Origin of the sequence: Bacteriovorax sp. BSW11_IV, assembly GCF_000447755.1 — a bacterium.
In the GTDB taxonomy this organism is placed as follows: Bacteria; Bdellovibrionota; Bacteriovoracia; order Bacteriovoracales; family Bacteriovoracaceae; genus BSW11-IV.
In genome coordinates this window covers 1-25755 of sequence record NZ_AUNE01000051.1, presented here as the reverse complement: position 1 = coordinate 25755, position 25755 = coordinate 1, and the positions used below count along the sequence as shown (strand labels likewise).

At 35.1% G+C, this 25755-nt stretch carries 26 protein-coding genes; 13 read left to right on the top strand and 13 right to left on the bottom strand.

Going from position 1 to position 25755, the window contains the following annotated elements:
* The 7 genes from M899_RS14715 to M899_RS14685 all read left to right on the top strand — a co-directional run.
* On the top strand, positions 1 to 487 hold a 487-nt coding region (locus M899_RS14715), incomplete at its 5' end, for an RDD family protein (RefSeq protein ID WP_231370285.1).
* The gene (gene rfaE2, locus M899_RS14710; RefSeq protein ID WP_021272276.1) at positions 480 to 941 is read left to right on the top strand and encodes a D-glycero-beta-D-manno-heptose 1-phosphate adenylyltransferase; all 462 of its coding nucleotides are present in this window, start codon (positions 480 to 482) and stop codon (positions 939 to 941) included. The genes M899_RS14715 and rfaE2, both read left to right, overlap by 8 nt.
* Entirely contained in the window at positions 938 to 1264 is a 327-nt protein-coding gene (locus M899_RS14705) for a hypothetical protein (RefSeq protein ID WP_021272277.1), read from the top strand. Before rfaE2 ends, M899_RS14705 begins: the two co-directional genes overlap by 4 nt.
* A 200-nt stretch (positions 1265 to 1464) precedes the next feature.
* The gene (locus M899_RS14700) at positions 1465 to 2298 is read left to right on the top strand and encodes a flagellin N-terminal helical domain-containing protein (protein WP_021272266.1); all 834 of its coding nucleotides are present in this window, start codon (positions 1465 to 1467) and stop codon (positions 2296 to 2298) included.
* A gap of 328 nt (positions 2299 to 2626) precedes the next feature.
* Positions 2627 to 3457, top strand: a complete 831-nt coding sequence (locus tag M899_RS14695; protein ID WP_021272253.1) for a flagellin N-terminal helical domain-containing protein — start codon at positions 2627 to 2629, stop codon at positions 3455 to 3457.
* 188 nt (positions 3458 to 3645) lie between these two features.
* Positions 3646 to 4308 carry a PilZ domain-containing protein gene (locus M899_RS14690; protein WP_021272260.1) on the top strand — a complete coding sequence of 221 codons (663 nt, stop codon included), beginning with the start codon at positions 3646 to 3648 and terminating at the stop codon, positions 4306 to 4308.
* Entirely contained in the window at positions 4308 to 5066 is a 759-nt protein-coding gene (locus M899_RS14685; protein WP_021272265.1) for a UDP-2,3-diacylglucosamine diphosphatase, read from the top strand. Before M899_RS14690 ends, M899_RS14685 begins: the two co-directional genes overlap by 1 nt.
* Here M899_RS14685 and M899_RS14680 read toward each other — a convergent pair.
* The 12 genes from M899_RS14680 to fliD form a co-directional block, all read right to left on the bottom strand.
* A complete protein-coding gene (locus M899_RS14680) occupies positions 5058 to 6668 on the bottom strand; it encodes a DNA repair protein RecN (RefSeq protein ID WP_021272267.1) in 1611 nt (536 codons plus the stop codon). The genes M899_RS14685 and M899_RS14680 overlap by 9 nt on opposite strands.
* Entirely contained in the window at positions 6661 to 7560 is a 900-nt protein-coding gene (locus tag M899_RS14675; protein ID WP_021272258.1) for an NAD(+)/NADH kinase, read from the bottom strand. The genes M899_RS14680 and M899_RS14675 overlap by 8 nt, the downstream gene beginning before the upstream one ends.
* Positions 7561 to 7926: a response regulator gene (locus M899_RS14670; RefSeq protein WP_021272254.1), complete on the bottom strand. Its 366-nt coding sequence runs from the start codon at positions 7924 to 7926 to the stop codon at positions 7561 to 7563. It lies immediately after the preceding gene.
* A complete protein-coding gene (locus M899_RS14665) occupies positions 7904 to 9409 on the bottom strand; it encodes a sensor histidine kinase (protein WP_021272268.1) in 1506 nt (501 codons plus the stop codon). Before M899_RS14665 ends, M899_RS14670 begins: the two co-directional genes overlap by 23 nt.
* On the bottom strand, positions 9361 to 9981 hold the full coding sequence (locus M899_RS14660; RefSeq protein WP_021272264.1) for a hypothetical protein: 621 nt from the start codon (positions 9979 to 9981) through the stop codon (positions 9361 to 9363). The genes M899_RS14665 and M899_RS14660 overlap by 49 nt, the downstream gene beginning before the upstream one ends.
* A complete protein-coding gene (locus M899_RS14655; protein ID WP_021272272.1) occupies positions 9978 to 11666 on the bottom strand; it encodes a glycosyltransferase family 9 protein in 1689 nt (562 codons plus the stop codon). Before M899_RS14655 ends, M899_RS14660 begins: the two co-directional genes overlap by 4 nt.
* Positions 11663 to 11800, bottom strand: coding sequence for a hypothetical protein (locus tag M899_RS18455; RefSeq protein ID WP_021272263.1), 138 nt, complete (start codon positions 11798 to 11800; stop codon positions 11663 to 11665). The genes M899_RS14655 and M899_RS18455 overlap by 4 nt, the downstream gene beginning before the upstream one ends.
* 15 nt (positions 11801 to 11815) lie before the next feature.
* Positions 11816 to 13474, bottom strand: coding sequence for a glycosyltransferase family 9 protein (locus M899_RS14650; RefSeq protein WP_021272273.1), 1659 nt, complete (start codon positions 13472 to 13474; stop codon positions 11816 to 11818).
* Positions 13475 to 13483: 9 nt separating this feature from the next.
* Positions 13484 to 14140: a hypothetical protein gene (locus M899_RS14645; protein ID WP_021272259.1), complete on the bottom strand. Its 657-nt coding sequence runs from the start codon at positions 14138 to 14140 to the stop codon at positions 13484 to 13486.
* Between the two features lie 218 nt (positions 14141 to 14358).
* Complete coding sequence (locus M899_RS14640) at positions 14359 to 14766, bottom strand: hypothetical protein (protein ID WP_021272275.1); 408 nt, start codon at positions 14764 to 14766, stop codon at positions 14359 to 14361.
* Between the two features lie 15 nt (positions 14767 to 14781).
* Complete coding sequence (fliS, locus tag M899_RS14635; protein ID WP_021272278.1) at positions 14782 to 15165, bottom strand: flagellar export chaperone FliS; 384 nt, start codon at positions 15163 to 15165, stop codon at positions 14782 to 14784.
* Between the two features lie 20 nt (positions 15166 to 15185).
* Positions 15186 to 16577, bottom strand: coding sequence for a flagellar filament capping protein FliD (gene fliD / locus M899_RS14630; protein ID WP_021272256.1), 1392 nt, complete (start codon positions 16575 to 16577; stop codon positions 15186 to 15188).
* 269 nt (positions 16578 to 16846) lie between these two features.
* Here fliD and M899_RS14625 point away from each other — a divergent pair, with 269 nt between their 5' ends.
* The 6 genes from M899_RS14625 (at position 16847) to lepB (ending at position 23384) form a co-directional block, all read left to right on the top strand.
* Complete coding sequence (locus M899_RS14625) at positions 16847 to 18346, top strand: hypothetical protein (protein ID WP_021272261.1); 1500 nt, start codon at positions 16847 to 16849, stop codon at positions 18344 to 18346.
* A gap of 689 nt (positions 18347 to 19035) precedes the next feature.
* Complete coding sequence (locus M899_RS14620) at positions 19036 to 19782, top strand: inositol monophosphatase family protein (RefSeq protein ID WP_196801778.1); 747 nt, start codon at positions 19036 to 19038, stop codon at positions 19780 to 19782.
* 54 nt (positions 19783 to 19836) lie between these two features.
* Positions 19837 to 20757 carry a sigma 54-interacting transcriptional regulator gene (locus tag M899_RS14615; protein WP_021272271.1) on the top strand — a complete coding sequence of 307 codons (921 nt, stop codon included), beginning with the start codon at positions 19837 to 19839 and terminating at the stop codon, positions 20755 to 20757.
* A gap of 8 nt (positions 20758 to 20765) precedes the next feature.
* Positions 20766 to 21359 (top strand): SAM-dependent methyltransferase, encoded by a 594-nt coding sequence (locus M899_RS14610; RefSeq protein WP_021272270.1) that lies wholly within the window; start codon positions 20766 to 20768, stop codon positions 21357 to 21359.
* A gap of 9 nt (positions 21360 to 21368) precedes the next feature.
* A complete protein-coding gene (locus tag M899_RS14605; protein ID WP_021272255.1) occupies positions 21369 to 22628 on the top strand; it encodes a penicillin-binding transpeptidase domain-containing protein in 1260 nt (419 codons plus the stop codon).
* A gap of 3 nt (positions 22629 to 22631) precedes the next feature.
* A complete protein-coding gene (lepB, locus tag M899_RS14600; protein WP_021272274.1) occupies positions 22632 to 23384 on the top strand; it encodes a signal peptidase I in 753 nt (250 codons plus the stop codon).
* Here lepB and M899_RS14595 read toward each other — a convergent pair.
* A partial coding sequence (locus tag M899_RS14595) for an endonuclease MutS2 (RefSeq protein ID WP_155897231.1) occupies positions 23381 to 25755 on the bottom strand: 2375 nt, incomplete at its 5' end. The genes lepB and M899_RS14595 overlap by 4 nt on opposite strands.

The window sequence follows — 25755 nt, the reverse complement described above, 5'->3', positions numbered from 1 at the left end:
AGAGCTACAAGCTTTTTACGGTCAACGTCCTACCGCTCAATCTAATCAAATGAAGCAAAAAGAAAAAGTCGTTATTACTGAAACTAAAAAAACTGTATTAGCACCGATTTCAAAAGTATTTGCCTCATGGGTAGTTGATTTTGCCTGTATAGCAGCTCTTATGGGTCTACTAACTTTCTCATTCATTTTTACAGTTAATATCTCCTTTGCTGAATTTATGACACAAATGAAAGTAAGTGACATGGCCATTTTTGGCGTCCTCTTTTCTATTCTTTATGTGAGTTATTTTTCAATTCTAGATTTAGCACAAACACCAGGTAAGATTTTATTGGGTGTGAAAGTTGATAGTGCTGACCGTTCTCTTACTTTCAAAGCAACTCTGATAAGAGCAATTGTTTCAATGATCAGTACATTGCTTATTGGACTTCCAGCTCTTCTCGACTTCAGTGGGAAGCTTTCAGATACAAGGGTAATCTTGAATGACTAATTTATCGAAGTCTGCTCAAGAGTTTTTAGAAAAAAACAAAGGTAAGAAAGTCGTTTTTACTAATGGCTGTTTTGATATTCTACATTCTGGGCATGTCCTTTATTTGAATGAAGCAAAGAAGCAAGGGGATGTTTTATTTTTAGGTCTAAATTCTGATAACTCTGTTAGAAGACTTAAAGGAGAAAATAGACCTATTAACAAAGAAGAAGATAGAAAGTACGTCCTTGAGAATTTAAAGGCCGTAGATTTTGTTGAAATTTTTGAAGAAGATACTCCGTATAATTTGATTAATGATGTTCAACCAGATGTCCTTGTTAAAGGCGGTGATTGGGCCGTAGAATCAATTGTTGGTCATGATATCGTTCTTGCTAAGGGTGGAGAAGTTAAGAGTCTAATCTTCAAAGACGGCTACTCTACATCAGGTATCATCAAAAGCGTTCAAGGAAAAAATTGATTTTCAAAAAATCAATCCTCATTCAAGACAAAAAAATTGATCTCTATACATTAGCAGTTACGAAAGATGATTTTGTAACTGTTATCCCTGATGATTGTTTAAGTGAGTTTCCATTATATTTAGCAGCTTCATTAAAACTTGGTCACAAAGTAGTGATTGCAAAATGCAGTGAAGATATTCCTGTGAACATAGATATTCACGCTAGAAAAATAATTTCTGAAAAATTTGTATTCCTTAGTGAAGCGTTCAAGAATTCAATTTTAGATTTAAAAATTAGTAATCGTGAACAACTCATTGATACTGTTAAATCCTTAGTAAAATAACAAGAAAGTAGACCACTTTACTCCATTATAAATATGTGAAAAAACAGGGTTTTTACCTGAAATATTGCTCAAGTATATTACTGAGTATCCGTAGAGGTTATTGCTTAGGATGGGGATCCTAAGCGTTGTTGTAACAGTTACAGACAAGGTTGTTTGTAATTAACTGACACAAGGAGGTTTGGTGATTCGAGGAGATTAAAATGGGTTTAAGAATTAACACTAACGTACAATCATTAGCTGCGCAAAGAAACTTGGGACAAGTAAAAAACTCGCAGGATAACGTTTTTCAAAAATTGTCTTCAGGACAAAGAATTAATAAAGCTGGAGACGATGCTGCTGGTCTAGCGATCTCTGAGAAACTAAAAGCAGATATCAGATCAACTAGACAAGCAACAAGAAACGCTGGTGATGGTATTTCGATGATCCAAACAGCAGAAGGTGGATTAAACGAAGTATCAAACATCCTAGTTAGATTAAGAGAGCTTTCTGTACAATCTGCATCTGATACAGTTGGAGACACAGAAAGAGGATTTACAGATTTGGAATTCCAATCTCTAGTTAAAGAAGTTGATAGAATTGCTACTTCAACTAAATTTAACGGAAAAGATTTGCTAAGTGGTGAGGGTGATACTCTAGACTTTCAAATCGGAATTCAAAACAATGAAGGTAATGACAGAATCTCTTATCAGCCACAGGATTCTAGTGCGAGAGTAGCGGATATTGGACTTGAAGGTCTCTCTGTAGCATCAAAAGAGGGAGCTCAAACTAACCTAGAAACTTTAGATTCAGCGATTTCTAAAATTTCAGGTAACAGAGCAAACCTAGGTGCCCTTCAGAATAGACTACAGTCGACTATCAATAACCTTGAAGTATCAACTGAAAACCTTTCAGCTGCGAATTCAAGAATTAGAGATACTGATGTAGCTGTAGAGACAGCAGAAATGGCGAGAACAAACATTCTTTCTAACTCTGCAACTTCGGTACTAGCGCAAGCTAACCAGTCTTCTCAAGGTGCTCTAAGATTAGTCGGATAGTGAATCAACCATTCGAATTCAACAAACAAACACTCCAGGGCCTCATTCGTGAGGCCCTTTTTATTTACTAGTTCAAGATTTAGGCCAACTCAAAATTCCAAATAGATTATTTACCTATAAAGCACCTGAAATCAGGATACTCTCTTCAATTGCTGTGCCAAAAAAAATCATGTTTAAGTTATTGTTTTTACACATTTCGATTAACTTTTTTTTTAATAACAGAGCAAAAGACTAAAGTTCTTACCCGAGTACGGCGATATGGTTTGTGTCTGACAAAAGAAGTCGGAAACAAAAAAATGGCTTTATTAACTTTTGAAAGGAGTTACACATGGGACTAAGAATTGCTACTAACATTGCTTCACAAACAGTTCAAAAGAACTTAAGAGAAGTATCATCAACTGGTAATGACTCTCTAGAGAAATTATCAAGTGGTAAAAGAATTACAAAAGCAGCAGACGATGCTGCAGGTCTAGCGATCGGGAAAAACTTAGAAGCTCAAACTAGAGGTCTAAGACAAGCGACTCGAAATGCTAATGACGGTATCTCACTTGTGCAAACAGCAGAAGGGGGACTAAATGAAACATCAAACATTCTTACAAGATTAAGAGAACTAACTGTTCAAGCATCATCAGACACTGTTGGTGATACTGAAAGAGGGTTCCTTGATAAAGAATTTCAACAGTTAACATCTGAGGTTGATCGTATTGCACAATCAACAACATTTAACGGTTCGAATCTTTTAAATGGTGAGGGTGATTCAAAAGATATTCAAGTTGGTGCCTTTGCAGGAGAACAGAACAGAATTACTTTCGATGCCTCTGAAACAAATGCAACTTCAGACAGTATCGGGGTTGGTGGTGTATCTATCTCTGAAAAAGGTGGCGCACTTGATGCAATGGAAACAATTGATGGTGCTATTGAAAAAGTATCAGGGTATAGAGCAAATCTAGGTTCAATCCAATCAAGACTTGAATCTACTGTATCTAACCTTGAAGTTCAGGCACTGAACCAAGAGAGTGCAAGATCAGTTATTGAGGACGTAGACGTTGCTCAAGAGTCTGCAAAACTTGCTTCAAACAACGTAATCAAGAGTTCTGGTATTGCAACTTTAGCTCAAGCTAACGCAATCCCTAACTCAGCACTAAGACTTGTTGGTTAATTAAAAGATAAAGTTAAAGTTATAAAAGGTTTGGGAAGATTAGTCTTCCCACTCCTTTCAAAGTCGGAATGAGCATTTAGGCAATGTATGCTTATTCCACAAAGCCCATTTTACCTCCTCACATCGTCCGGTTGACTTTAGTGGGGAGGTTTTATGAAAAAGGCTTTACGGAATTGGAGAATGCGGAAGTGGTAAAAAAAGGATTGTTGAATGAGATCATTAGTGCACGTGGTGAGACTTATGTCTGGGATCTCAGAGACGGAAATTTAATTAAAGTTCCAGTAACTCTGAGATCCACATCCACTCAAAGAGCTCAATTACAATTCGAAGTTGAAAGTAGACATGCGGAAGTTCTCAACAGTTTAATAAGCGGATCAGGAAAATTAAAATTCTATTTTGAAAATCAAAAAACGGCCTTCGAATCAGATCTCATATCATTCCAAGCACCTCATCTTATTGTCACACTCCCTGAAAAAATTAGAAAATTCGAAAGAAGAGATAATCCAAGATTTGAACCATTATTTCCTGTAAAGGCCAATTTTGCAGGTAAGAAGTTTGAATGCGTTGATATTAGTCTCGGTGGATTCTCGATCGTTTTGGGTACAATGGAGCTTCCTTATTTGAAGTGGAAAGAGGGACAAGAGCTTGAGGTTGAAATATCTTTTGTGGCCAATGCTTATAAGTTAAAGGCCAAAATCGTCAAAACAGAATTTATGCCACCTTATAAATTTGAAAAATATATGTATGGTGCGTATAGAGTCTCATTTATGTTTACAGATAAGAGCAATATTTTAAAGACTGAGATTGAAAAGATTGCAATATCTAGCTTAAAAATGTTAAATGATTTGTAATGAGCTTTTATTTCATTTCAGATATTCACGTAAAAGAACCAAATGATTTTGGTTGTCTTCTTCTCAAAGATTTCTTTGCAAAAACTAATGCAAAAGAAGGCGATGAAATTTTTCTTGTCGGAGATATTTTTGACCTGATGATTGGTGACCATGTTGAATATCTTTCTTTATATTCAGATTTTTTTAATCAATTGAAGGAATCTACTTCTAAAGGCGTAAAAATACATTTTTTTGAAGGAAATCATGACTTTCATCTTAGAAAGTTATTTAAAAGATTCTGTAAGCTTAATAATGTTTCTGAAGATTTAATTAGAATCTATCAGGGCCCATTGTTCACAGAAATATCAGGCAAGAAAATTCATGTCAGTCATGGGGATGATATTGAAATAGATAATCCGAGTTATAAGGCCTATAAAAGAGTCGTTAACAATCCTTTTATGAAGTTTGTTGCAAATTATATAATGCCTTTTTCCCTTTTGAATTTCATTGGAACGAGAGCATCAAATAAAAGTCGTAATCGTAATCAGAAAAAGTATGAGATCCGTGACGATAAAAATGTTATGGAAAAATTTCGTGAGAGCTTTAGAAGAGAAATTAAAAGAAAGCCTGTAGATATTCTCATATGTGGCCATAGTCATGTTAAAGATGATTATACTTTTGAAGAAGCTCGCTATTTGAATGTGGGATATGCCCGCCTTGAAAAATCCTTTCTAAAGATTTCAGACGACGGGCAAATTGATTTTGTAAATTTAGCTTAATGAAATCGGTGTCATCGAAGCAATAAATTGCTTCTTACTATTTCCTGTAATCTCCTCAACACAACTAAATGTTCTCTTATTCTCTGTTTTCTTAGAAACGTGGATAAGTTTATCTGAAAAGAAGGCAATTTGCGGAAGGTGTGTAATCGCAATGACTTGCGATTTCGAGGCCACTTCGGCAAGTGCTTTACCGATGGCCATTGCTGTCTCACCACCTACACCTGTGTCAATTTCATCGAAAAGAAACACGGAAATTGAATCATTAGTAGAGAGAATTTTTCTAAGCGATAAGAGAATTCGAGATAGTTCTCCTCCTGAAGCAATATCTTTAATATTATGAAATCCTTCACCAGGGTTTGTTTCGGCATTGAATTCAAGAGAAGTTATTCCAGAAGCAGTCAAATCACTTGTTTCATTACATTTAATTTTAAATGTTGCACCTTTCATCATCAAAGAGCGCACGCTTGTAGTTAGCTCTTTGCTAAGTTTACTTGCACCAGTAACTCTTTGTGAATGTAGAACCTTGGCAAGATTATAGGCCTTATTCTTTGTCTCTTCGATATCTGCATTTATCTTATCAAGTGATGCTTCGAATTCATGAATCTGTGCCAATTCTATTTGATATTGAGAAAGATATTCAAGTGTGCTTTCTATTGAATTGCCGTACTTGCGTTTTAGTTTTTGATATTGATCCAATTTTTCCATAATTGAATCTATATCTTCTTCGCTCTGGTCTGCTGATAATTCCTTAGAGACATCATATGAAGTTTGCTCAACAAGACCGCTAATTTCTTCGAAAGCGTTGTAGAACTTTTCATCGAGATTATGAGCGAATGACTTACATCTTGAAATCAAGTCGGAAATGTTAATCTCTCCTTCACATAGAAGATCGTTGATCGCGATGAGACTTTTATGATTTTTTTCAAAATTGACGATGGATTCTTTCTTTTTAAGAAGTTCTTTTTCTTCTTCAACTGATGGGTCAAGATTTAAGATTTCGGCAATTTGATATTTAAGGAAGTCTTCTCTCTGTAGACGATTCTTTTCTTGATCTTGAAGAGAGTCTCTTTTTTTGATTAGAGAATTATATTTTTCAAAGAGATAGTTGAACTCACCTACAATATTGTCATTTCCAATGTAAGAGTCGAGTAATTGTAGTTGATAGTCAGTCGAAAGCAATTTTTGATTTTCAAACTGTCCGACAAGATCAACAAAATATTTAGAAACTTGCTGTAAAATACTTAGCGAGCAGGTTTCGAAGTTTAAAAATGATTTTGATTTTCCAGTTGAATAAATAATGCGCTTTACAACTATTTGATCTTCAGTCGGAAAACCTAATTTATCAAAATATTTTTTAGAATGAGTATCTAAACCATCGAATGTTGCTTCGATTGTTGCAAAGTCGCTGCCTTTTCTAACAATCTTCTTATCTGATCTCGCTCCTAAAATTAGTTGTATCGCTTCTAGGATTAAACTTTTTCCTGATCCGGTTTCTCCGATAATAGAATTGAAACAATTATCAAAATGAATCGTTTGATCTTCAAAAGTTGCAAAGTTTTTTATCGAAAGTGAATTAAGTAGGAGTTTTGCTTGTTTAGGCATCTCTTCTTCCGTGTTTAAATTTTTCTTTTAAAGTATGGTAATATGTTCGTTCTGGGTTTTTTACTAAAGTTACAAAACGAGAGCTTCTCGTAATTTGAATTCTTTCACCCGGTTTTAGATCGTATGCTTCCTGTCCATCTAGAGTAAGAGTAATGACACCACTTTCTTGAAGGGGTCTGACAAAAATCTTAGAGCGATCGGAAATAACCATAGGTCTATGGGTTAAACTATGAGCACAAATTGGAGTTAGTGCCATACTTCCAACAGATGGATGAATTATTGGTCCACCAGCGGCCAATGAGTATGCAGTTGATCCAATTGGAGAACTGATAATTAGGCCATCTCCTGCAAGGTTGTAGATATTTTCATCTTCGCTCTCTACCGCCAATGTAAACATGCGAGATATATCATTCTTATTCACTACAGCGTCATTTAGAAAATGACCTTTAAATAATGATTTTTCTTTTTTGAAAACTTGAACTTGGAAAAGATTAAGTTTTAGAGTTTCAAATTTGCCTTCAAGAGTTTGGGCCAAAGATTCATAAAACTCATGCTTAGAAAATTCTGTAATAAATCCAAGTCTTCCCATATTTACACCAAAAATAGGAGGAGCATCTTTATTACACTTTCTTGCAACACCAATGAAAGTACCGTCTCCCCCAAGGGTGATGACTAAGTCACTCGATTTAAGGAGATTTTCAAAATCAAGAAATGAAACATTTTTAAGCTGAGCTTTATATATTTTTTTTATTCGATCTTGATCGTTAATGGAAAAAGCGACATTTACTTTTTTTCTATGAAGCCATTCTGTTAAATTTGGTAATATCGTCGCAAGCTCACCAATGACCTTGGGCTTAATGATGACAGCAACATTTTTGATTTTGGACGACATCTAATTTTCTCCCATGAAAATATTCAAAGCATCGTTTATATTATCAAACGGCTTTCCTAGGACTCTGCAACCATAATTGCTTGCCTTTTGTAGTGTTTGATCACTTGTGTAGGCAGTAATAATTATAAATTTAACTGCTATTTCATTTAGCGAATATCTTTTTTTAGATTCTTCGATGACATCAAAGCCTGTTATATCCTGGAGCATGAGATCACATATAATAGTATCATATTCGTTCTTTAGTATCTTCTCAATTGCGGTCTTGCCAGTGCTTTCCACACAGACCCTTGCTCCTCTTTTTTCAAGGAGTTTTTGTAATGATTTTTGAATTAGTGGCTCATCTTCAATGAGTAGAATTTTTTTCATTTGGAATGCTTAATTTAAAGCAAGCACCATTGCTTGAGTCGGTTAATTCTAACTTACTTCCAAGCTTTTTGGCCAGATTTTGACATATCGCAAGACCAAGACCAGTTCCTGTTTTTTTTGTTGTATAGAAGGGTTTGAAAATTTCCTTAGCTAACTCGGGCCCAATACCTGGTCCGTTGTCCTTAATGAAAATTTCAATTGCATCATCAACTTCCAGTACTTCAATATCAATGCGTTTCTTTTCAATTGATGAAGCATTTAATGCTTGAGAACTGTTTATAACGAGATTGAATAAAATTTGAGATAACCACGTCGGATTGCTAACAATTTCGAGATCGGCCAATTTGTCATCGAAGATTAGATTTTTCAAAATATGCTTAGACTCACTTTTGGCAAGTACAAGTGTCTCTTTGATAAGTGAAATAAGATTAAATTTAGAATTTGTGGTTTCATCTTTGTAGAGGTGAGAGAAGTTTTTAATAATAACTTCGCATCGTTTTATTGAAGATGATATGTCCTTAATTGTAGAGATTGCATCCTCATTAAATTCCTCCATCAATAACATTGATGTTGAAAGATTTAATCCAAACAATGGATTACTTAATTCATGTTGAAGAGTATTTAGAAGCTCACCTAACAATGAAATTCTTTCGTGATGATAAATTGTCGTGGCACTATCAGTATTCGAATTTTGAATGGTGATAATGTGACCATCTATTTCTTGTTTGAATATCTCTTCAGTACTATCTTTATCAATTGAGATTTTTAAACTTAAGTTGTTAATCAGTTCATGGGCCAAAAGCTTTCGATTTGCCATACTGTCTTTGAAAATATGGGCCTCAAAGTTTTCCTGCATTATCTTAGAAATAAAATGTAATTTTCTAAATTCAGTCACCTCTGGTGGGAGGAAAGAATTATTCGAGAGCAAAATGATAAGATTAGAGCCTTTTAGTCGAAGAGACTCTGCAATGAAGTAGCCATTTGTTTCAATAATATCGGAGAGAAAATGACCTTGATCGAATAGCTTTGTTTTACTTTTTAAAACAGCAGTGAAAAGAGAATTAAACTTATCAATCGGCACTTTCTTTGAGTGTGCCCCTGAGTCATCAACAGAAATACTTTCACATGACGTACTACCTAATCTGTGGATGAGATATTGAACTTTATTGATACCTCTAAAAATATTTGAAGAGTGTAAAGTTGTTAAAAGTTCTTTCAGTGAAGACGTCCTCTTTATTTTATCAAGAGTCTTCACTAAGTCTTTCAATGGGAGATCTATATCAGCAATAAAACCGCTTTCATTCTTAATTTGATTCAAGAAAAGATTGCGGTCATTTTGCTTTAGATTAGATTGATTGCTTTTTAGGTTTTTTTTGAATTTTCTAATTTCAAATTCAAGCAATGAGTGAGAGCTGAGGTCGTGACCTCTGCTCTCTATACTTCTTGTGTCTTTTTCAGTTCTGGGATTGCTTTTATCTTCCACTGAGTTAGGTTATCTATTAGTTCATACTCTAGCAAGTCCGATAACATGATGATATCGTTTTTTTCTTTTGCAGGAACAAGTGCCTTCATGACAGAAAGTAGGTGAATCTCAAGCTGTTGTAAGGTTCTGTTTTCTTGAAAAAATTGCGGGTGATATCTTCTGATTGTTTTATGGATTCGTGACATTAATTGGATAAAAAGATCCATAACTTCGATAACATCAGAAAATAATGCATTCGCTTCATTCACTTTATTTTCATTGTACAGACCTAAAGTTTCATGAATCTTGTCGATAACATTATCAATATAGCCGACACAAGAATCTAGAGACATGTAGGCCATTTCAATTGAAGATTTTAGGTTGAAATCGATGCTGCTAAATGAGTAAAGATTCATTGTTAAACATTGATTCTCCTCATGAGCATCAAGTTCTTTTCCATTAACACTAATTGAGGCAATTACTTGCTCATTGCTTGCATGGTGTTCAAGAATATAGTCCATGGCATCGTATACAGTACATTCTTGCGGTAGTTGTGTGTTGATTTGAATCTTATTGATTGATACTGAGGTCATCGCAAATCCTTTGTCGATGTTTTAATGTTTTTATTTGCTTCTTTAAGTGTTTTTTCGATTAGATCATAAATTACACTAAAAAGGTTTGCGCCTTCGTTGTATGTAAGAAATGCTGATTCTGAGAGTTGAACTATATTGTTTCCAAAGAGATTTCCCTTAGCAACAATGAGATAATCCACAATCGGGGCCAATCTTGGAAATGTGTTTTTTACTATAGTCAGTAGACCGTCAATTTCATCAATCTTTTCAGAATGTGCTTTGATTTGTTCTAAAGATGGAGTTGCTGAAGAAATCTCTTCTAGAATATAGCGAGAGTACTTCTTTCCAAATTCACAAAGCTCGAACGCATGTTTAATTCCACTCAAGTCTGTCTTTAGTTCATTTTGACAGTTGGCCGTAAGGGTTGGGAAGTCTGCACCTTCTTCAATTTCACTTAAATTGAATAGCCATCCGAGTCTATAAAAGCCACGAATTGCTTCTTTAGAATTTAGGCCAGAAGAAATAACAGGATTTAGAGTCAAAAGACCTTGTGTAGAGAACTCTGTTTTAAAGATGTCCACACTACTTGTTAAGAAGTGTGAAGCTTCAGATACAAGTTCTTTCTCGTTAATCTCTTGGCCTTTAACAAGTTTATCAATACAAAAATTTACAACTTGATAAGGAATATCAGAGTGGCATTGATAGAAATTACATTCTTGATCTGGAAAACACGGATAACATTTTGTTTTAGGCGATAGAATATAGTTGTTTGCACTATACGGTGCAGTTTCTAATACTCTGGCGTTTCCTAGTGCGATAGTCAAAGATTGAACGCCTTTTGTGGCCGCGAGGTGACTTATTACAGAATCATGACCAACAAAGAGTGTTTTATCATTCATAAGTTCAAAGACTTCTTCCATCTTTTTTGAACCAACGTGTGAAACGATTCTATTTTTATATGAATTAAGAATTGGGTTCGTTAGAATCTCATTTGTTGCTTCTACATCGTTGTTAGCACCAACAATATGGATCTTTACTTCTGAATTCTCTTTCAGAGTTTTATAAATAACTTCTGTCCACTTATTCGATTTCCATTTCTTTCTATCTTGAGAAGCGAAAGGATGGATTAGAATAGTATCTTTAGTTTTTAACTTCTCTGTATTGTTTTTAGCTTTGGCCTTGACGCCAACAATTGACTTGAACAAGTCAACTAAATTGAAAGGATTCATGTCTCCACGCATCACTGTGGCGTAGAGATATTGACTCCATTTGTCTTCAATTTTAACTTCTGCCTGCTTGTTATAATAAGGACCAACTTTATGTGTCGAATTAATAAGCGAATGAAGATAATTGGAACTTTTGCTAAATGTTAAATTAATGCTTACATGGCTAGGTTTTGCATTAACATGAGCAATGAATTTAGAGAGTTTCTTTCTAACACCTGAGAGTGTTAGTGGAGAAGTGTTTCTAAAAATTTCATCTGTATCAATTATAAAAACATCATCAAATAGCCCATCGAGAAGGAAACGCACAGGATTAGCAAATTGCTTTCTTGCAACTAATGCTATTTCAATATCACCATGCTCTTCTTTAAGAAGACGAACCATCTGAGCTGTTTGAACAATATCTCCAATTCTATTTAACTGGAGAATCGTCATTCTTTTTTTCTGTGGGAGCTCTGGAGTCTCAATCTTTTCAGCATTCATTGAGACTCCTCCTCTAATAGAGAAGTAAGCAGTAGAATTTCCATCTGCTTGTCAGATATTTCCTTATCCTTAACCAGAGAGTTTTTTACTTCCTCAATGGCCGTCATAACCTCATCCTTGAAGTTGTTACTCATAAACCATCCTTGGTTTTATGGCATAGATGTACTTTCTTTTCTTGCAGTAATCCTGTCTTCTTTGCCTTTGTTAAATATAAATTCTTCGAACGACTTAAATGTCTTGTGAAGCTTTTGAAGATCACCCTTTAGTTCGTAGAGTAGACCCTCGATTTCTTTTGTACTGTGATCAATATTACTTGTGTTTAGGGCCTCAACTCTTGCTCTAAAGATGATTGCTGGAATAGCATTAATCCCGTCATACTCACAGTATGACAAAAGTGTTCCAAGATTATGGATAAATTCATTCTTTCTAGAGCTACCATTTCCAGTTAGGGATCTCAGTGCACCTAAAAGATCTTTAGTGAATTCCGTTAAAACTGATTTTTCAGTGTTTAACCATGACGCGATACCATCTTTTGAATAACGACCAACATCCGCATAGATGCTTAAATCTTCACCCAGACCAAAGAAGTTGTTAATGAATTGTCTACCGATGTGTCTGTTGATTTCAATCTTCTCGTTAAGCTCTCCAGCAAACCAACTGTAGCGTGAACCAAGCTTATCTGATACGGGATGATAAATCGTAACGCCATCACTTAGTCTTTCAATATTCTTACCTTCGAGTAGATATTCAATTCCAGCAAAAATATCTTCCGCTGTGATCATATTGTTTTGCTCTTGTTTAGAGCACTCCTTAATACTGAATGATCTTGTCGAAACGTCATTAGTGTAAATTAAACTATCTTCGTTGGTTACACCTTGTTTGAACAGGGGTGACTCGCCTAATGAAATTTCGATAGTTGGTGTACCAAGTAAGTCCGCAGCATGCTTACAAGCGGTATCAGGAGTAACAAGGAGGTCAATATTCATTAATACAGAATTTAGGGCCAGAAAATCTGCCTCAATCGAAATTAATGAATTGTTAAATTCTCCGTTTACTTCTTTTAAGATTGATCTTTCAGTATCAGTTGGGGCAAGAAGTAGAACTGGAACAAAACGATCATCAGAAGCAATTGTGTCGATAAGAGTGATTAATTTTTCTCTTTCTAATTCTTTTCTTGAAGTCGAAGCTGTTAGTTGAACACCAATTATTTTTCTACTTTCACCATCTGCAGACTTTCTAATTTGGCCAAAGTTAGTAACTGCTGATTTATTGTGAACTTCATTTGTTCTTAAAACAGCACTTCTTTTGGCCTTAGTTAAGTTCGCCATCTTGTGGTAGGTGTCGATGAAATTAATCGGTGAGTATTTGTATGATGTAATGACATCATTAAAAATAATATCCCACTCTGAACTGTATTCAATCGAACAAGTATTGTTGAATGAAATTCCAACAGTGCTTGCGGCATTATTTTTGAAGAATGAGCACAAATGTGTGCTAACTCTGTCGTTTGAATAGTTAAAAACAACGTCCCAATCAGTCGATTTAATATCAGAAAGATTGTTTATTAATGTATTTAGAGAAAATGCATCTGAGAAGATTTTGTTCTTATGAAGAGTTAAAAACTTTTCTCTATCAATAGTGAAAATTTGGTCAACGTTAGCAATGTTTTTCGCCGCTCTTTCAAATTCTTTAAAAATGAGAAGTGAAACTTTGTTTTTTGGATTCTCACAGATATATGAGTTAACCAAGTTTGCTGTTGTTAGTATGTCACCAAATCTCTTTAAATTTACAATTAGAATATTCTTCATTGAATCCTCTTAGAAATCAGAGAGCATAAGATGTCTATAAGCTAACATCAAATGATCTTTTTCATCTTTTAAAACTGTTTGATTTAAAATTGTTCCGTCAATAAGCGATTCAATCGAATCGAAAGAGCCAAAATCTTTTAGGTAATTGTAAAATTCTTCATTTTGAATTACACCCATAGTCGTCTCTGAATCACTTTTGGCCTCGAAAGATAAGAAGCCTTTGAAATAAGTCTGGTACAAGCTAAATGACGATGGGTGAGCGATAATGGTTGGCTTGTTTGTTAGAAAATCTACAAGCTCTGAATCTTGATAAAGTGAATTTACATCTTCACCAGCGTAAATAATAACATCATCTTCATTTACTAAATTAAGCTCTCTTGCATCATTAGTTACTTTTAGATTTGGCTCGATAACAATAACTTTAAAGTTATCGCCGTGACTTTCTCTTGCGATTCTAACGATCTCTTGAACGTGATATCCAAATCCAAGACCTAGAATAAGAATATTCTTTTTCGCCTTGATGTTGTTAAGGTGTTTCGAAGCAATTGATTCTGCTTCTTTCATTGGATTGTAAATCGAATGTAGGTGTACTTCGTTTACTACAGGAACTTTCTCACCTGTTTTGGCAGTTTTAATTTCATAAGTCTTAATCTGATTAAGATTCATTCTTGACCCCATTAAGCTATGGAAGGATAAATAGATGGTAATATAGATAAGGAAATTTCTGACCCACTATTACCTCTTCCATAAGGTTTTAAGCTGGTTTGGTGACCTCATTCATTAAGGTCTACTACCCTTATATTTCCTCATGCCTCGGCATTTTTGTCAATTCTGAAATGGAGATATTAGTAGGGATGTAGTAAAAGCTACACCCCTATGGTTGACTATTTTTTTAGGTTATTTAGGTTATAACCGCTGAACTGTTGTCTTGACTTGAAGATTGTAGCAATTTCTTTTGTCGTTTCTTCTTTTTGTGCTTCTAGAAGTTGAAGTGTTTGTTGATCAATTTCATCAGTTTTAGAGGCCCAAGCTGATACTTCATAAGACCAAGTCTTTAGAATATCAACGAGCTCTTTCGAAACTTCATTTGATTTGATATTTCCAATTTCTTCTTCTACAAATTTTTGAAAACGATCTAAAACTGAAATTAAACGATCTCTATTATCTGAGTCATTTACTAAGGTATCGACGTCACCTTTTTTGGCGGCGTTTAGAATACTATTTGTTAGACGATTGGCCCCATCAATAAGGTCAATATGTCTCATGATAAGTTGTGCAAGTTTGTCGTTCATGACTACCTCTTTAAATTATTTTGTTTCTTTCTTAAGTTGCTTAATGGCCTCACTCCAACCTTCATAAAGAGTAGTCAGAACATTTAAGCATCCTTCTAGTGGCTCTCTATCGATTTTGATGTTGGCCTGAGTACTAGAGAAGAGAATGAAATCATAAAGTGAGGATAACTCTTGAGAGATATTTCCACCGATATCGAAATCTAGGCTATTATTGAGTTCAATTACGATATCTTGTAACTTCCCAATGTACTCGCCTTTCTTTGCAATATCTCTTTGCTCGATAGCTTCCATCGCCTTCTTGCAGTTTTTAATTGCAGCTTGATAAAGCATTAATAAAATTTGCTCTTTACTTGCTGTATGAACAGATGTTTTTTTGTAAGCACCTAATCCATAGTTCATAATCTTCCTCCTAGCCTAGGTTACCCAAGTTGTGCAACTGGATCGGCAGCGCCACCACCAATCGCCGCAACTCCGGCACCTTGTCCTTTAATTCTTGAAATTGTTCCTTCTAAACGTGCAAACTTATCTTTCAAATTTTGTTCTTTCTGTTGTAGTAGTCTTTCTTTTTGAGCAATACGACGATCAATTTGATCTATATTGCTATCTAAAGAGCGTTTTCTTGATTGTAGAAGTCCATCAGGGAAACGAAGCATAGAGCTTACGGTGTCCGATAGTTTGTCTACGAATCCTGCAGATTTGACGCCGTCTTCTCGTATCCAACCTGTTAAAACTTGAGCAACCATTTCGTAATTTTCATCAAGCTTCGATTTAAATGTTTTGTCGTCAAATTGAAGTGATCCATCTTTTTGGAAAGTTGCTCCAAGGTCACCGAATCTGAAATTACCAAATTTCGTCTCAACACTACTAAAGATCGTACTTCTAAGACGTGATTCAAGGTTTTGGAGCATGATGTCTCCACCTAGAGTTCTAGTCGTATCAGTGTTTTCATCCATGGTGTTTTGATCGCGAACAAATTTGAAAACAGAGTTGAGTTGATCTACGAGATCTTTAATTTTTGATGAAATGGCATCAGTATCTTCTTTAACTGATATCGTGAACTCTTCACCCGGCTTGGCCTTTTTAAGGTCAATATTTATTCCAGGAATAAGATCAGATGTTTTATTTTCAGGAAGCTCAATATCAAACCCATCGAGCTTTACTTTCGCGTCTTGGGCCTCTCGTTCAAACTCGATAAAGAAATCATCTTCACCATCAACAAAGTAGAAGTATGGAAATTCTGCAAGGTTCTCGTCCCCTGTTTTTTCCAAACTTAAAATCAGACGCCAAGGTGTATCTGAACCACTACCGTCATTAATCACACTTGCTCTTAATCCACTTTGGGAATCTTTATTTATAAGTTTAGCTACTTTTGTTAATGAAGAGTTGTCGGAGTCAACATAGATTTCTCTGTTGTCGCCATTTGGAAGAGTATATTGAATATATCCTACACCTATATAACTTTCATCTTTGTCTGCGAAGCCAGAAGACATTGCAGAAGATTTTTGTGCCAGTTGAACAACTTCGAATTGATACGAAGCTGGTTGTGCGATATTTTTATCCGCTGAGATATTAACAATGTCATCGTTATAGTCGACTTTTAGTTCTCTCAGGGATCTTGCATTTCCATTTTTAGTTACTGAGCCACGAAGATTTTCCACGAGCTGTGTAAGCTCGCTAACGAGTGATTTCTTGTCAGAGATTTTGCCTTTTTTTGTTTCCATATTTTTCAATGGAATCTTTTCAGCGGCCATGATCTGCTGAACAATGTCTTTTGGTAGACCTGAATTTATTGAACCAAAAGCAATACCCAAAGTTCCTCCGTGAGGGCAATTCCGAAATCATCCTAATCTCGGTTGGCGCTATCAATAGAATAGCATACGGAGTAAATGTTGCAATGAGCCAGTTGGTAGGGGCAGGAATTTCACAGTAAAATAGTTGAACCCCTCACTCGGGTTTTACTGATAATTCTATGAATGTTACTGATAATTCTTTAAAATAAAAAAAGGCCGGTTGGGTGACCGGCCGATTCGAGAAAATATTCTGGGATTTTGTTGTTGTACTAATCTTGTCGGGAATTGTGGTGAAAACTTTAGAAGATAACTCAAGTATTGTTGTCCAAAAATCGAAATTCTTTTTATATCGAGCACTTACGTACTCTATTTTTTTACTCTTTCCTGTATGGACACAGAAGAGTTTAGAGCTTGATCGTATGTCTCAGATAGTAATGATGATCTGTTATATGGGGTTTATTACGGCCCAATACTTCTTACTAGGTAAAGAGATTGATCATAGGTTGAAAATCTATTTTCGTGTGAACTCGAGTTTGGACAGAATTATTTATAGAATCCATCTTGGAATGTTCTTTTTTATCTTTTACTTCAATGCTCTAAATTTTCTACCAGATAAGTGGATTAACAATACCTTCTGGGTAACTTGGGCGATTCTTGGACTCTTTTATAGCTGGCCTACGAGAGGAAAAATTATTCAAGAGTCGGTTACAACAAACTTTAATGAATTCAAATATCTTGATCGCTTTGAAAAAACGCTACTGATTCTTATCTTTACGATGGTAGCAGTCTCTATTCCCGAGTTCACAAGGCTCAATTCTATTGGTGCTTTAAAGCTCTTTTTTGATCCAAGTGAGACCGTCTCCCCGCTTGTGTGGAACTTCCTCACAGTGAACTATTTCCCTTTTAAAAAGTATCCTGAGCTCTTTAAGACGGCCTGGTCTTTACACTTTTATTTTTCATTCTTTGTGATGTTTGTTTTCATCTTCTATTCTACCCTACGCTATTTCGTTTCGCGTAGACTCTCGTTGCTTGGAACGTTTGCTCTAGTGTCGTCTTGGTCCGTAACAAAAATCTTGGCCAGCGATGTTGGGATTGCTCTTGATTCAACATTTCCCCTACTTTGGATTTGGGCCCTAATGTGGTCTACAAAAAGCTCAACCTATAGAAGTGGTCTTTTCGTTGGTCTCGTGAATTTTTGGGGCGTGTTGATAAATCCAATAAATATTATCCTTGCAGTATTTCAAACAGTGGCCTTGTATTATTTATTCTCGGCCAAGAAAACTCATTGGTATCGTAGACAAATGCTTCGCTATGCTAGTTTTGGTCTTTCTATGGCACTGCTCGCATTTTTAATGTCGGGTACTAAGATGACTCACATGTGGAACTTTGGATTAAATCTTTCGGAGCTATGGTCTGTTCTTGAACGTAAAGCATTCTTCTCGCTTTCAATTTTCGCTGTTCTGATCTTTGGTTTACAAAAGCTAGTACCAAATAAGATCAAGGCTGTAAGAGACTTTAAAATCGACGAGGACAAGTTTGGCGAGGTTGCAATCTCTCTCCTATTTATTGCCGTTGTTAGTCTCTTTTTTCAAACAGATAATTTCAGAGCTTTTGGTCTTATGTGGCCAGTTGCCCTTATGAGTGTAATTCCTCTTGAATTTCTCTTTCAGTCGATTAGCCGACTAAGAAGCTCAAGAAATATGATCTATCTGGCCTATATTCTCGTATGCTTACTTGATTCGCATATTGAAGGAAGGATCAAAATTATCCTTAGAATTTTCAATTCCTAAATTTTCTATTCATGATAAACTTAAACAGACGAAACAGTTGAAAAGGAGTTCGTCTGTTTAAGTCCAATATAACAAAATCCCTTTACGATGACTTCTGTCACGAACTTCAGCTAAATAAAGCTGAAGCCTCTGAGACTCCCTTTGCTTACGTAGACCCTGAAACTGGCGAGATTCGCTTAGTGACTAACTTATTTAGTCAGGACGATCTTGTAACAGCTTTTTCAGTGGCCAACGATGGGGATGTCCAACTGTTGTCTACAGAAGACTAAAAGTTGGTAGAATGTCGATCGACAATCGCTACCATGAAATTTCATGGGCAGTGACTCATACTCTCTGAAAAGTTGTTAGGAATTTGTTAAGAAATCTATAAAGAATGTGAACTGTAAGGAAATTTGATTTTTCAAGTTTTATTTTGATAGATTTGTGAATAACTTGAAGATTTTTGTTAAAAAAATTTTTAATAGCAAGAAGCGTTAAGCAAAAAATTTTAGCCTATCGCGATAAAGTGTTGAAATAATAAAAAAATTAACATCAATTTGGGTGGAGTCAAAAAGGTGACGTTTTTACACCAGCTTGTGAATAACTTTGCCATTTTTGTTGATAGATTTTGAGAGTCAACTGAAAAAGTAAAAGAATTTTAGAAAAAGTGAGAAATTTTATCAGGATTTCTTTTTGACCGGATGTGTAATTTGAAAATAGAGAATAGTGTCATAGATAAAATTAAAGAGAACATTCAACTTAAAGTCGCGTCAATTAATTGGGCACAGCACAGTATTGAAAAGTTTTTAAAAGAAGACAGAAGTTTGGTCACAGAGGTTGACCTTTACATCTCTGATCTTATTTATGAAGTCGCAAAAGATATGGGCCTAAATTACTTTAGTGAAGAATCACAACAGTCACTAGATAGACCATGTCTTATAATCGATCCTGTAGATGGAACTAGAGAATTGGCCAAGGGGATCGGTGAGTGTGCAGTTTCACTTTCTATCCATACTGAAAAAAGTGAGTGGGCCTGGATTTATAACCCCTTTACGGGTTTTGATATTAGAAGTGACGATCAGCAATTGATGAAAAATGCAAACTTCTTATCGAGTAAGTTGTTAGGTTTTGTATCGAGAAGTGAATTTAAAAACGGTGTATATGACAAATTTCAATGTGCAGATATTGAAATTTTACCACGCGGTAGTATTGCATTTAAGCTAGGTTTACTTGCTGCTGGGGCATGTGATTTTGTCTATTCTAGATCTTCAAAAAACATCTGGGATATTAAAGCGGGAACGACTATTTGTAAGCAGCGTGGTCTAAGGCTCTATCATAGAGGTGAGGAAGTTGAACTTGGTTTTGAAAAAAGAATCCAAGGTGATCTTCTGTGGTGTCGTCCAGAATATAAAGAGAGAATTTATAATTCAATTGTGAAAAATTCACTTCACGAATAAATCATTCTTTTGAATATTAAGCATATATCGTTCATAAGGACCTCGGAGGTTCTTATGAATGAATTATTGCGTCCTTTTGAAAATGGAAAAAATATTATGATTGCTGGTGAGACTGGTGTTGGAAAGAGCGTCTACGCTCGCAATTTACATAACCAATCAATCCATAAGAACAGTGCATTCATTCAGTTAAATGTAGCTTCTCTAAGTGCTTCTTTGTTTGAAAGTGAGTTGTTTGGCCATAAGAAAGGCGCGTTCACAAGTGCAGTTAATGATAAAATTGGATTTGCTGAACAAGTGGGAAAGGGAACATTGTTCATTGATGAAATTGGTTCTTTGTCTTTGTCATCACAAGCGAAACTTCTAACTTTGATTGAAGAAAAGATATTTTATCCCGTTGGATCAGCAGTCTCTCGACCATTTAGAGGAAGACTAGTTTTTGCTACGAATGAAGACCTTCTAACTTTGGTGAAAAAAGGTGAGTTCAGAGAGGATTTATATTTTAGAATTAATGTCTTTTTTAAAAAGCTACCACCTCTTAGAGAAATTTTAACTAGTTCTCTAATAAGAGAGATTTTGGCGAAAAATGAAGAGGTGCAAAGATGCTCAAAAGTCTTCTCCCATAGTGCAATTGAAGAATTACTCAAAGTACCTTGGCGTGGAAATTTTCGTGAATTTAATAATTGCATTGAGAATTTACTTTATCAGAGTGAGAGCTCTCTTATTAATGCTATCCATGTTAAGCGATGGTATGAGCTAAGGTATGGAAATGTGGAGGATGCAAGTAATGAAATTATTACAACATACCATGAGCAGATGGATAAATTTGAAGAAGAGCTCATTAGACGTGGATTGCGTGCAAATTTAGGGCGAGTAAATCAAACATCCCGTTATTTACAGCTAAATAAGACCACACTCATTGCAAAAATGAAGAAGTATGCTATTAATACGAGCAACTTGAATATTGCACTAAGTTAAGGATTAAGATGACTTTTAAAGTTAAAGACTACTATTTTAAAAAAGCGAAGCAGGACAATTTTCTTGCGAGAAGTATTTATAAATTAGAAGAAATTGATCAAAAGTACAAAATCCTACAACTTGGCGATCAAGTTATCGATTTAGGATATTTTCCAGGATCATGGATTCAATATACTTGTCAAAAAATTGGCCCAGAAGGTTTAGTTGTTGGTTGTGATATTAAAGAAGTGAATAGAAAACTAATGCACATTAAAAATGTAAAAGTTTTTGAAAAAGACGTATTTGATATCAAAGACCTAGCAGAGCTTGAAGTTCAAAAACAGTTTGATGTCATGCTCTCAGATATGGCGCCAAATACAACAGGGATTAAATCAGTCGATCAAGATAGAAGTTTGAATCTTGTCGAAATGGTTTTTCACCATGCTCCGCAATTTTTAAGACCTGGTGGTAACCTTGTAATTAAGGTTTTCGATTCAAATAAGGCCCAACAGTACCTCAAAGACCAAAAGAAATTGTTTGATGAGTTCTCTTTTCTTAAACCTAAGTCTACTAGATCAGTGAGCAAAGAATTTTTTGTCATTGGGAAGGGATTTAAGGCATAATAAATACCTATGAAGGTATTAAAAAATAAACTACTAGTTATTGCGCTGGGTGTTGTAGCTCTCGTTGCGTTTGTGTTTAGTTTGGAATCCTATCAAAAGACTGCCGAGCTAGAAGAGCGAGTGGAATTTCAAACGGAATTGAGAAACGTAATTGATGATGCGTTTAAGCCTGGAGTTGTGAACTTTCCAGAGAAGCTTAATGTTGACGGGAATAGCTACTCCATCAATTATTCTGTAAACCAAGATCTCACAGATCACATCAGAAAATTATTAAAAAGGTATAGACCCGATTATACTGCTGTTGTTGTTATTGATAATAACAATGGGAATATTCTTTCGGCCATTGGTCATCAGAGACAAAATAATCAAGCAAATGATGTTCTCGCTTTTACAAGCACACATCCTTCAGCAAGTTTATTTAAGATCGTTACTTCTGCGAGCTTGCTTGATAATGGCTCAATTACTGAAGATAGTCGTTTTAAATACCGAGGCAAAGGAACGACTCTTTATAAATACCAATTGAAAAACAAAGAATCGCGTTGGACAAGAACTCAAGATTTGAAAAGCGCCTTTGCTCACTCTAATAATGTTGTTTTTGGTAAGGCCGCAATTAACAATATTAGTTCGGAAGATTTATTTCAAATGGCCGAACGATTTGGCTTTAATGAAGATCTAATGGTTGATGTGAATCTATCGAAATCTAGATTTCTTCATGCCCATAGTGATTATCATTTAGCTGAGCTTGCTTCAGGATTTAATAAAGATACTCTAATTAGTCCTATTCATGGTGCAGTGTTAGCTTCAGTTGTTGCTAATGAGGGGACATTAATTTACCCAAGACTTGTTCTCGATATTTCAAGTACTGACGAAAAAAATGAAGTTGTTTGGAATAATACGATTAGAAAAAAAGAAGTCTTCACTCAAGAATCAGCACAATATATTGAAGAGTTGATGGAGTATACAGTTAAAAGAGGGACGGCGAGACGTTTAGAAAGAGGTCTTCCTTATAAATTGAGAAGAGATTTAGCTGTAGGGGCGAAAACTGGTTCTATTACTGGAGGAATACCTGAAGGGAAAAGAGATTGGGTATCTGTATTTGCTAAGCCAAATTATAAAGGTGCAAAAGACAAAGGTATCTCTATCTGTGTAATGATTGTGAACCAGAAGAAATGGTATATCAAAAGTACTCTTCTTGCTGAAAAGATCATTGAATACTATTATAAGACAGTATCACCATTAAATGAGATCGCATCTCTTACTTCAAATTAAATCATGGAAGAAGGCCAAAATTCTAATCTGTCTCGTAAAGAGGCCATAAAGAAAGAAATAAAGACTATCTCATTGATAGTCTTTATTATTTTAGTGTTTAGAAGCTCATTCTTCGAACCGTTCAGAATACCATCTGGATCAATGATTCCGACACTTATGATCGGCGACTTTATTCTCGTTAATAAATTCAGTTACGGATTCAAACTTCCTTTTTCTGATTTCACATTCTTTGATATTAATTTTGATCCCATTGTTCTATTTGGTAAAGAAAGACCAAATAGGGGCGATGTCATTGTCTTTAAATTTCCAAAAGACACTTCAACAAATTACGTAAAAAGAGTCATCGGTTTGCCTGGTGATGAAATTGAAATTAAAGATAAAATCATTTACGTAAATGGTAACCAATTGAAGACTGAAGAAATCTCGGGAGCAGATTTTTTGTCAGATATGGACGAGAATTTTAAAGTATATAATTTGAAATTTTTCAAGTCACAAATTGGAGATCATTCACATATTATTCAACAAGATAGTGATAATTATTACACAAATTTCTACGATAAAACGATTATTCCCGAAGGTACTTATTTTGTAATGGGTGATAATAGGGATTTTTCACATGACTCTCGATTTTGGGGATTTGTTCCAGAGAGCTATATTAAAGGGAAGGCCATTTATGTTTGGTTCTCAATGGTCCTTCCATTTAGTGGACAGGAATTTAAGTTGAGATTATCAAGAGTTGGAAAAGAAATTTTTTAGTTCTTTAAATAAACTCTTGTACAACCATCATTTCCATCTATGTTTTCATATCTAAGCTCAACTTGCTCAGAAAGATATTTACGAAGCCATTTTTTTAAAATGCCATCACCATGTCCATGAACAATAGTTAAGAAAGGAATATCTCCACTGATGACTTCATTGATAGATGTTTCGGCCTTACGTTGAAATTCTTCAAGTCTCATCCCACGACAATCTATTTCGATTTGTCCTGAAGTTGTTCTTTCTATATTGATATGAACTTCACGCTTTGGTGGAGCTTTATCTTGCTTTTGAACAAGATCTTCAAATGTATTGGCAGGTAACCAAATTTTTAGATTACCATTTTTAACTTGGAGTTCATGTTTTCTCGTATTGATACTAACAAGTTCAACGTTTCGTTTTAACTTTGCCGAATATATCTTTTGACCAATCTTTAATTTTGAAAGATCAAGGGCCTTGGTCTGAGGTCTATTATCATGTTTTTCGTAAAGCTCATCTTTTAAATGATGAATTCCGCTGAGTACAGAGTGTGAATCGGCGGCAAATTTTCTACCAATATTAAATTCGCCTTTTTTAGCTCGCTCTTTTAGGTCTTCTGCTTGAGTAACAAGCTTTTTAATTTTCTTTTCGTAGATTAAAACAAGGCGCTCTTTTTCTAAGTGAAGAATTCCTTCCATCGATTTTTTTTGATTCTTGAGTTCTTTATTTAGCCCTTCATTATCAATAAGAAGTTTATCAAGCGAGGCCTTCTTTTTAGATAATTCTTCAAGGAGTTTTTCGTAGGATAGTTGTTTCTTATCAAGAATCTTTTGCGCATTAGTTGAAATGTCGGTTTCAACGCCATATTTTCGCGAAAGATTATCGAAAATCGTCAATGCCATAGAACTTCCAGGTTCTCCGACATAGAGCCTATAAGTTGGTCCTTGCTTTTCCATGTCATAACCAACATAGGCCGAAATATACATCGGATTAGAGTGGATATGAGTTTTAAATAACTGGTGGTGAGTTGAAAGAACAACTTTTGAATCACTCTTTGCGTGAATTTTTTCAAGAAAAGAAAGCGCTAAAGCTGAAGCTTCTTCTGAACTTGTTGAATTAAAAATTTCATCAATAACGATTAGGGAGTTATCACCTATAGTAGAAAGTAATTCAAGATAGTTCTTGGCCTCTGAAGCAAAGGAACTTAGTCCTTGATTTAAATCCTGTTGATCATGACTGTAAAAATATAATTCTTTGACTGGATATATCGATGCATCGGTTGCAGGTAAAAATACACCCATATGTGTAAACAGGTGACATATAATTACTGTTTTTAAAGCAACTGTTTTCCCACCTGTGTTCGGTCCAGAAATTACAATGCCAAGTCTATCTTTAGTAAGAACAACATCATTTTTAACAGCATTTGGAATTAAAGGGTGGAAAGTTCCATGCAATGAAAATTCAAAGCTGTCATTAATTTGTGGACGAACATAATTGTTGAAATATGAAAAAGCTGCTTTCGTATAAAGAAGGTCAAATATTTTAGCAAAGTCGATAAATTTTTTAAAATCCAAAAAGTATGTCTGGATATCTTCTGTATAGGCACGACAAATTTTAGAAACTGCACCCTCGATTTTTGCCGTAAGCTCAATTCTGGTATTATTGAGATTTCTAAGATTTGCAGGTTCAACAAATAAAGTATTCCCGGAGGCCGAACGACCAATAATTGGTCCAAAATCACTTTTGAATGAATCTGAACGAATTGGTAAAACAAATCTGTCTGCGACAATGTCGAATTGTTCAAACTGAAGGGATTTAGCATAACTTTCGGAGCGTAGACCGAGACTTGCTTGTTGTCTTAGGGTTTCTTCCGTTTTTCTGAGTTGTGAGAATAGCTCTTTAAGCATAGGGTGCTTTTCAAGCTCTTCTTTACCATCTTTGGTTACAAATTTTCTGAATGTAGAAATGATTTTATTGCGAATCTTGTCTTTATTAGATTGTTCAATAGTGAATTGTTCAAAAAATGACCATTGCGCAAAAGGTTTAACACAGTCAGAGTAAAGTTCATAACAAAGGCATAGCTGATTAATATCTGCCAAAGAGAGTTCGTTACTCTTTTGAACAAAAGCTGTAAAATTATCTGAAAGCGCAGAGCGCATATAAAGTAAATTGTTTAATCTTAGTTGAGTTACGAGATCAAAATTGGCAATGAGATAATCAAGATTATCAAAATTCTGTAAAATCTCACCTGGATCAAGTGCACTCAATTGTTTAAGAACTGAATCTTTTGTAAAATCAAAGTGTGCATGTTGATAGATTTTGGCCGCAACAGTGGGCCAGTCAATAAGATCAAGAAATTCGGAATTATCTAATAAGTTGTGTGACATGAATT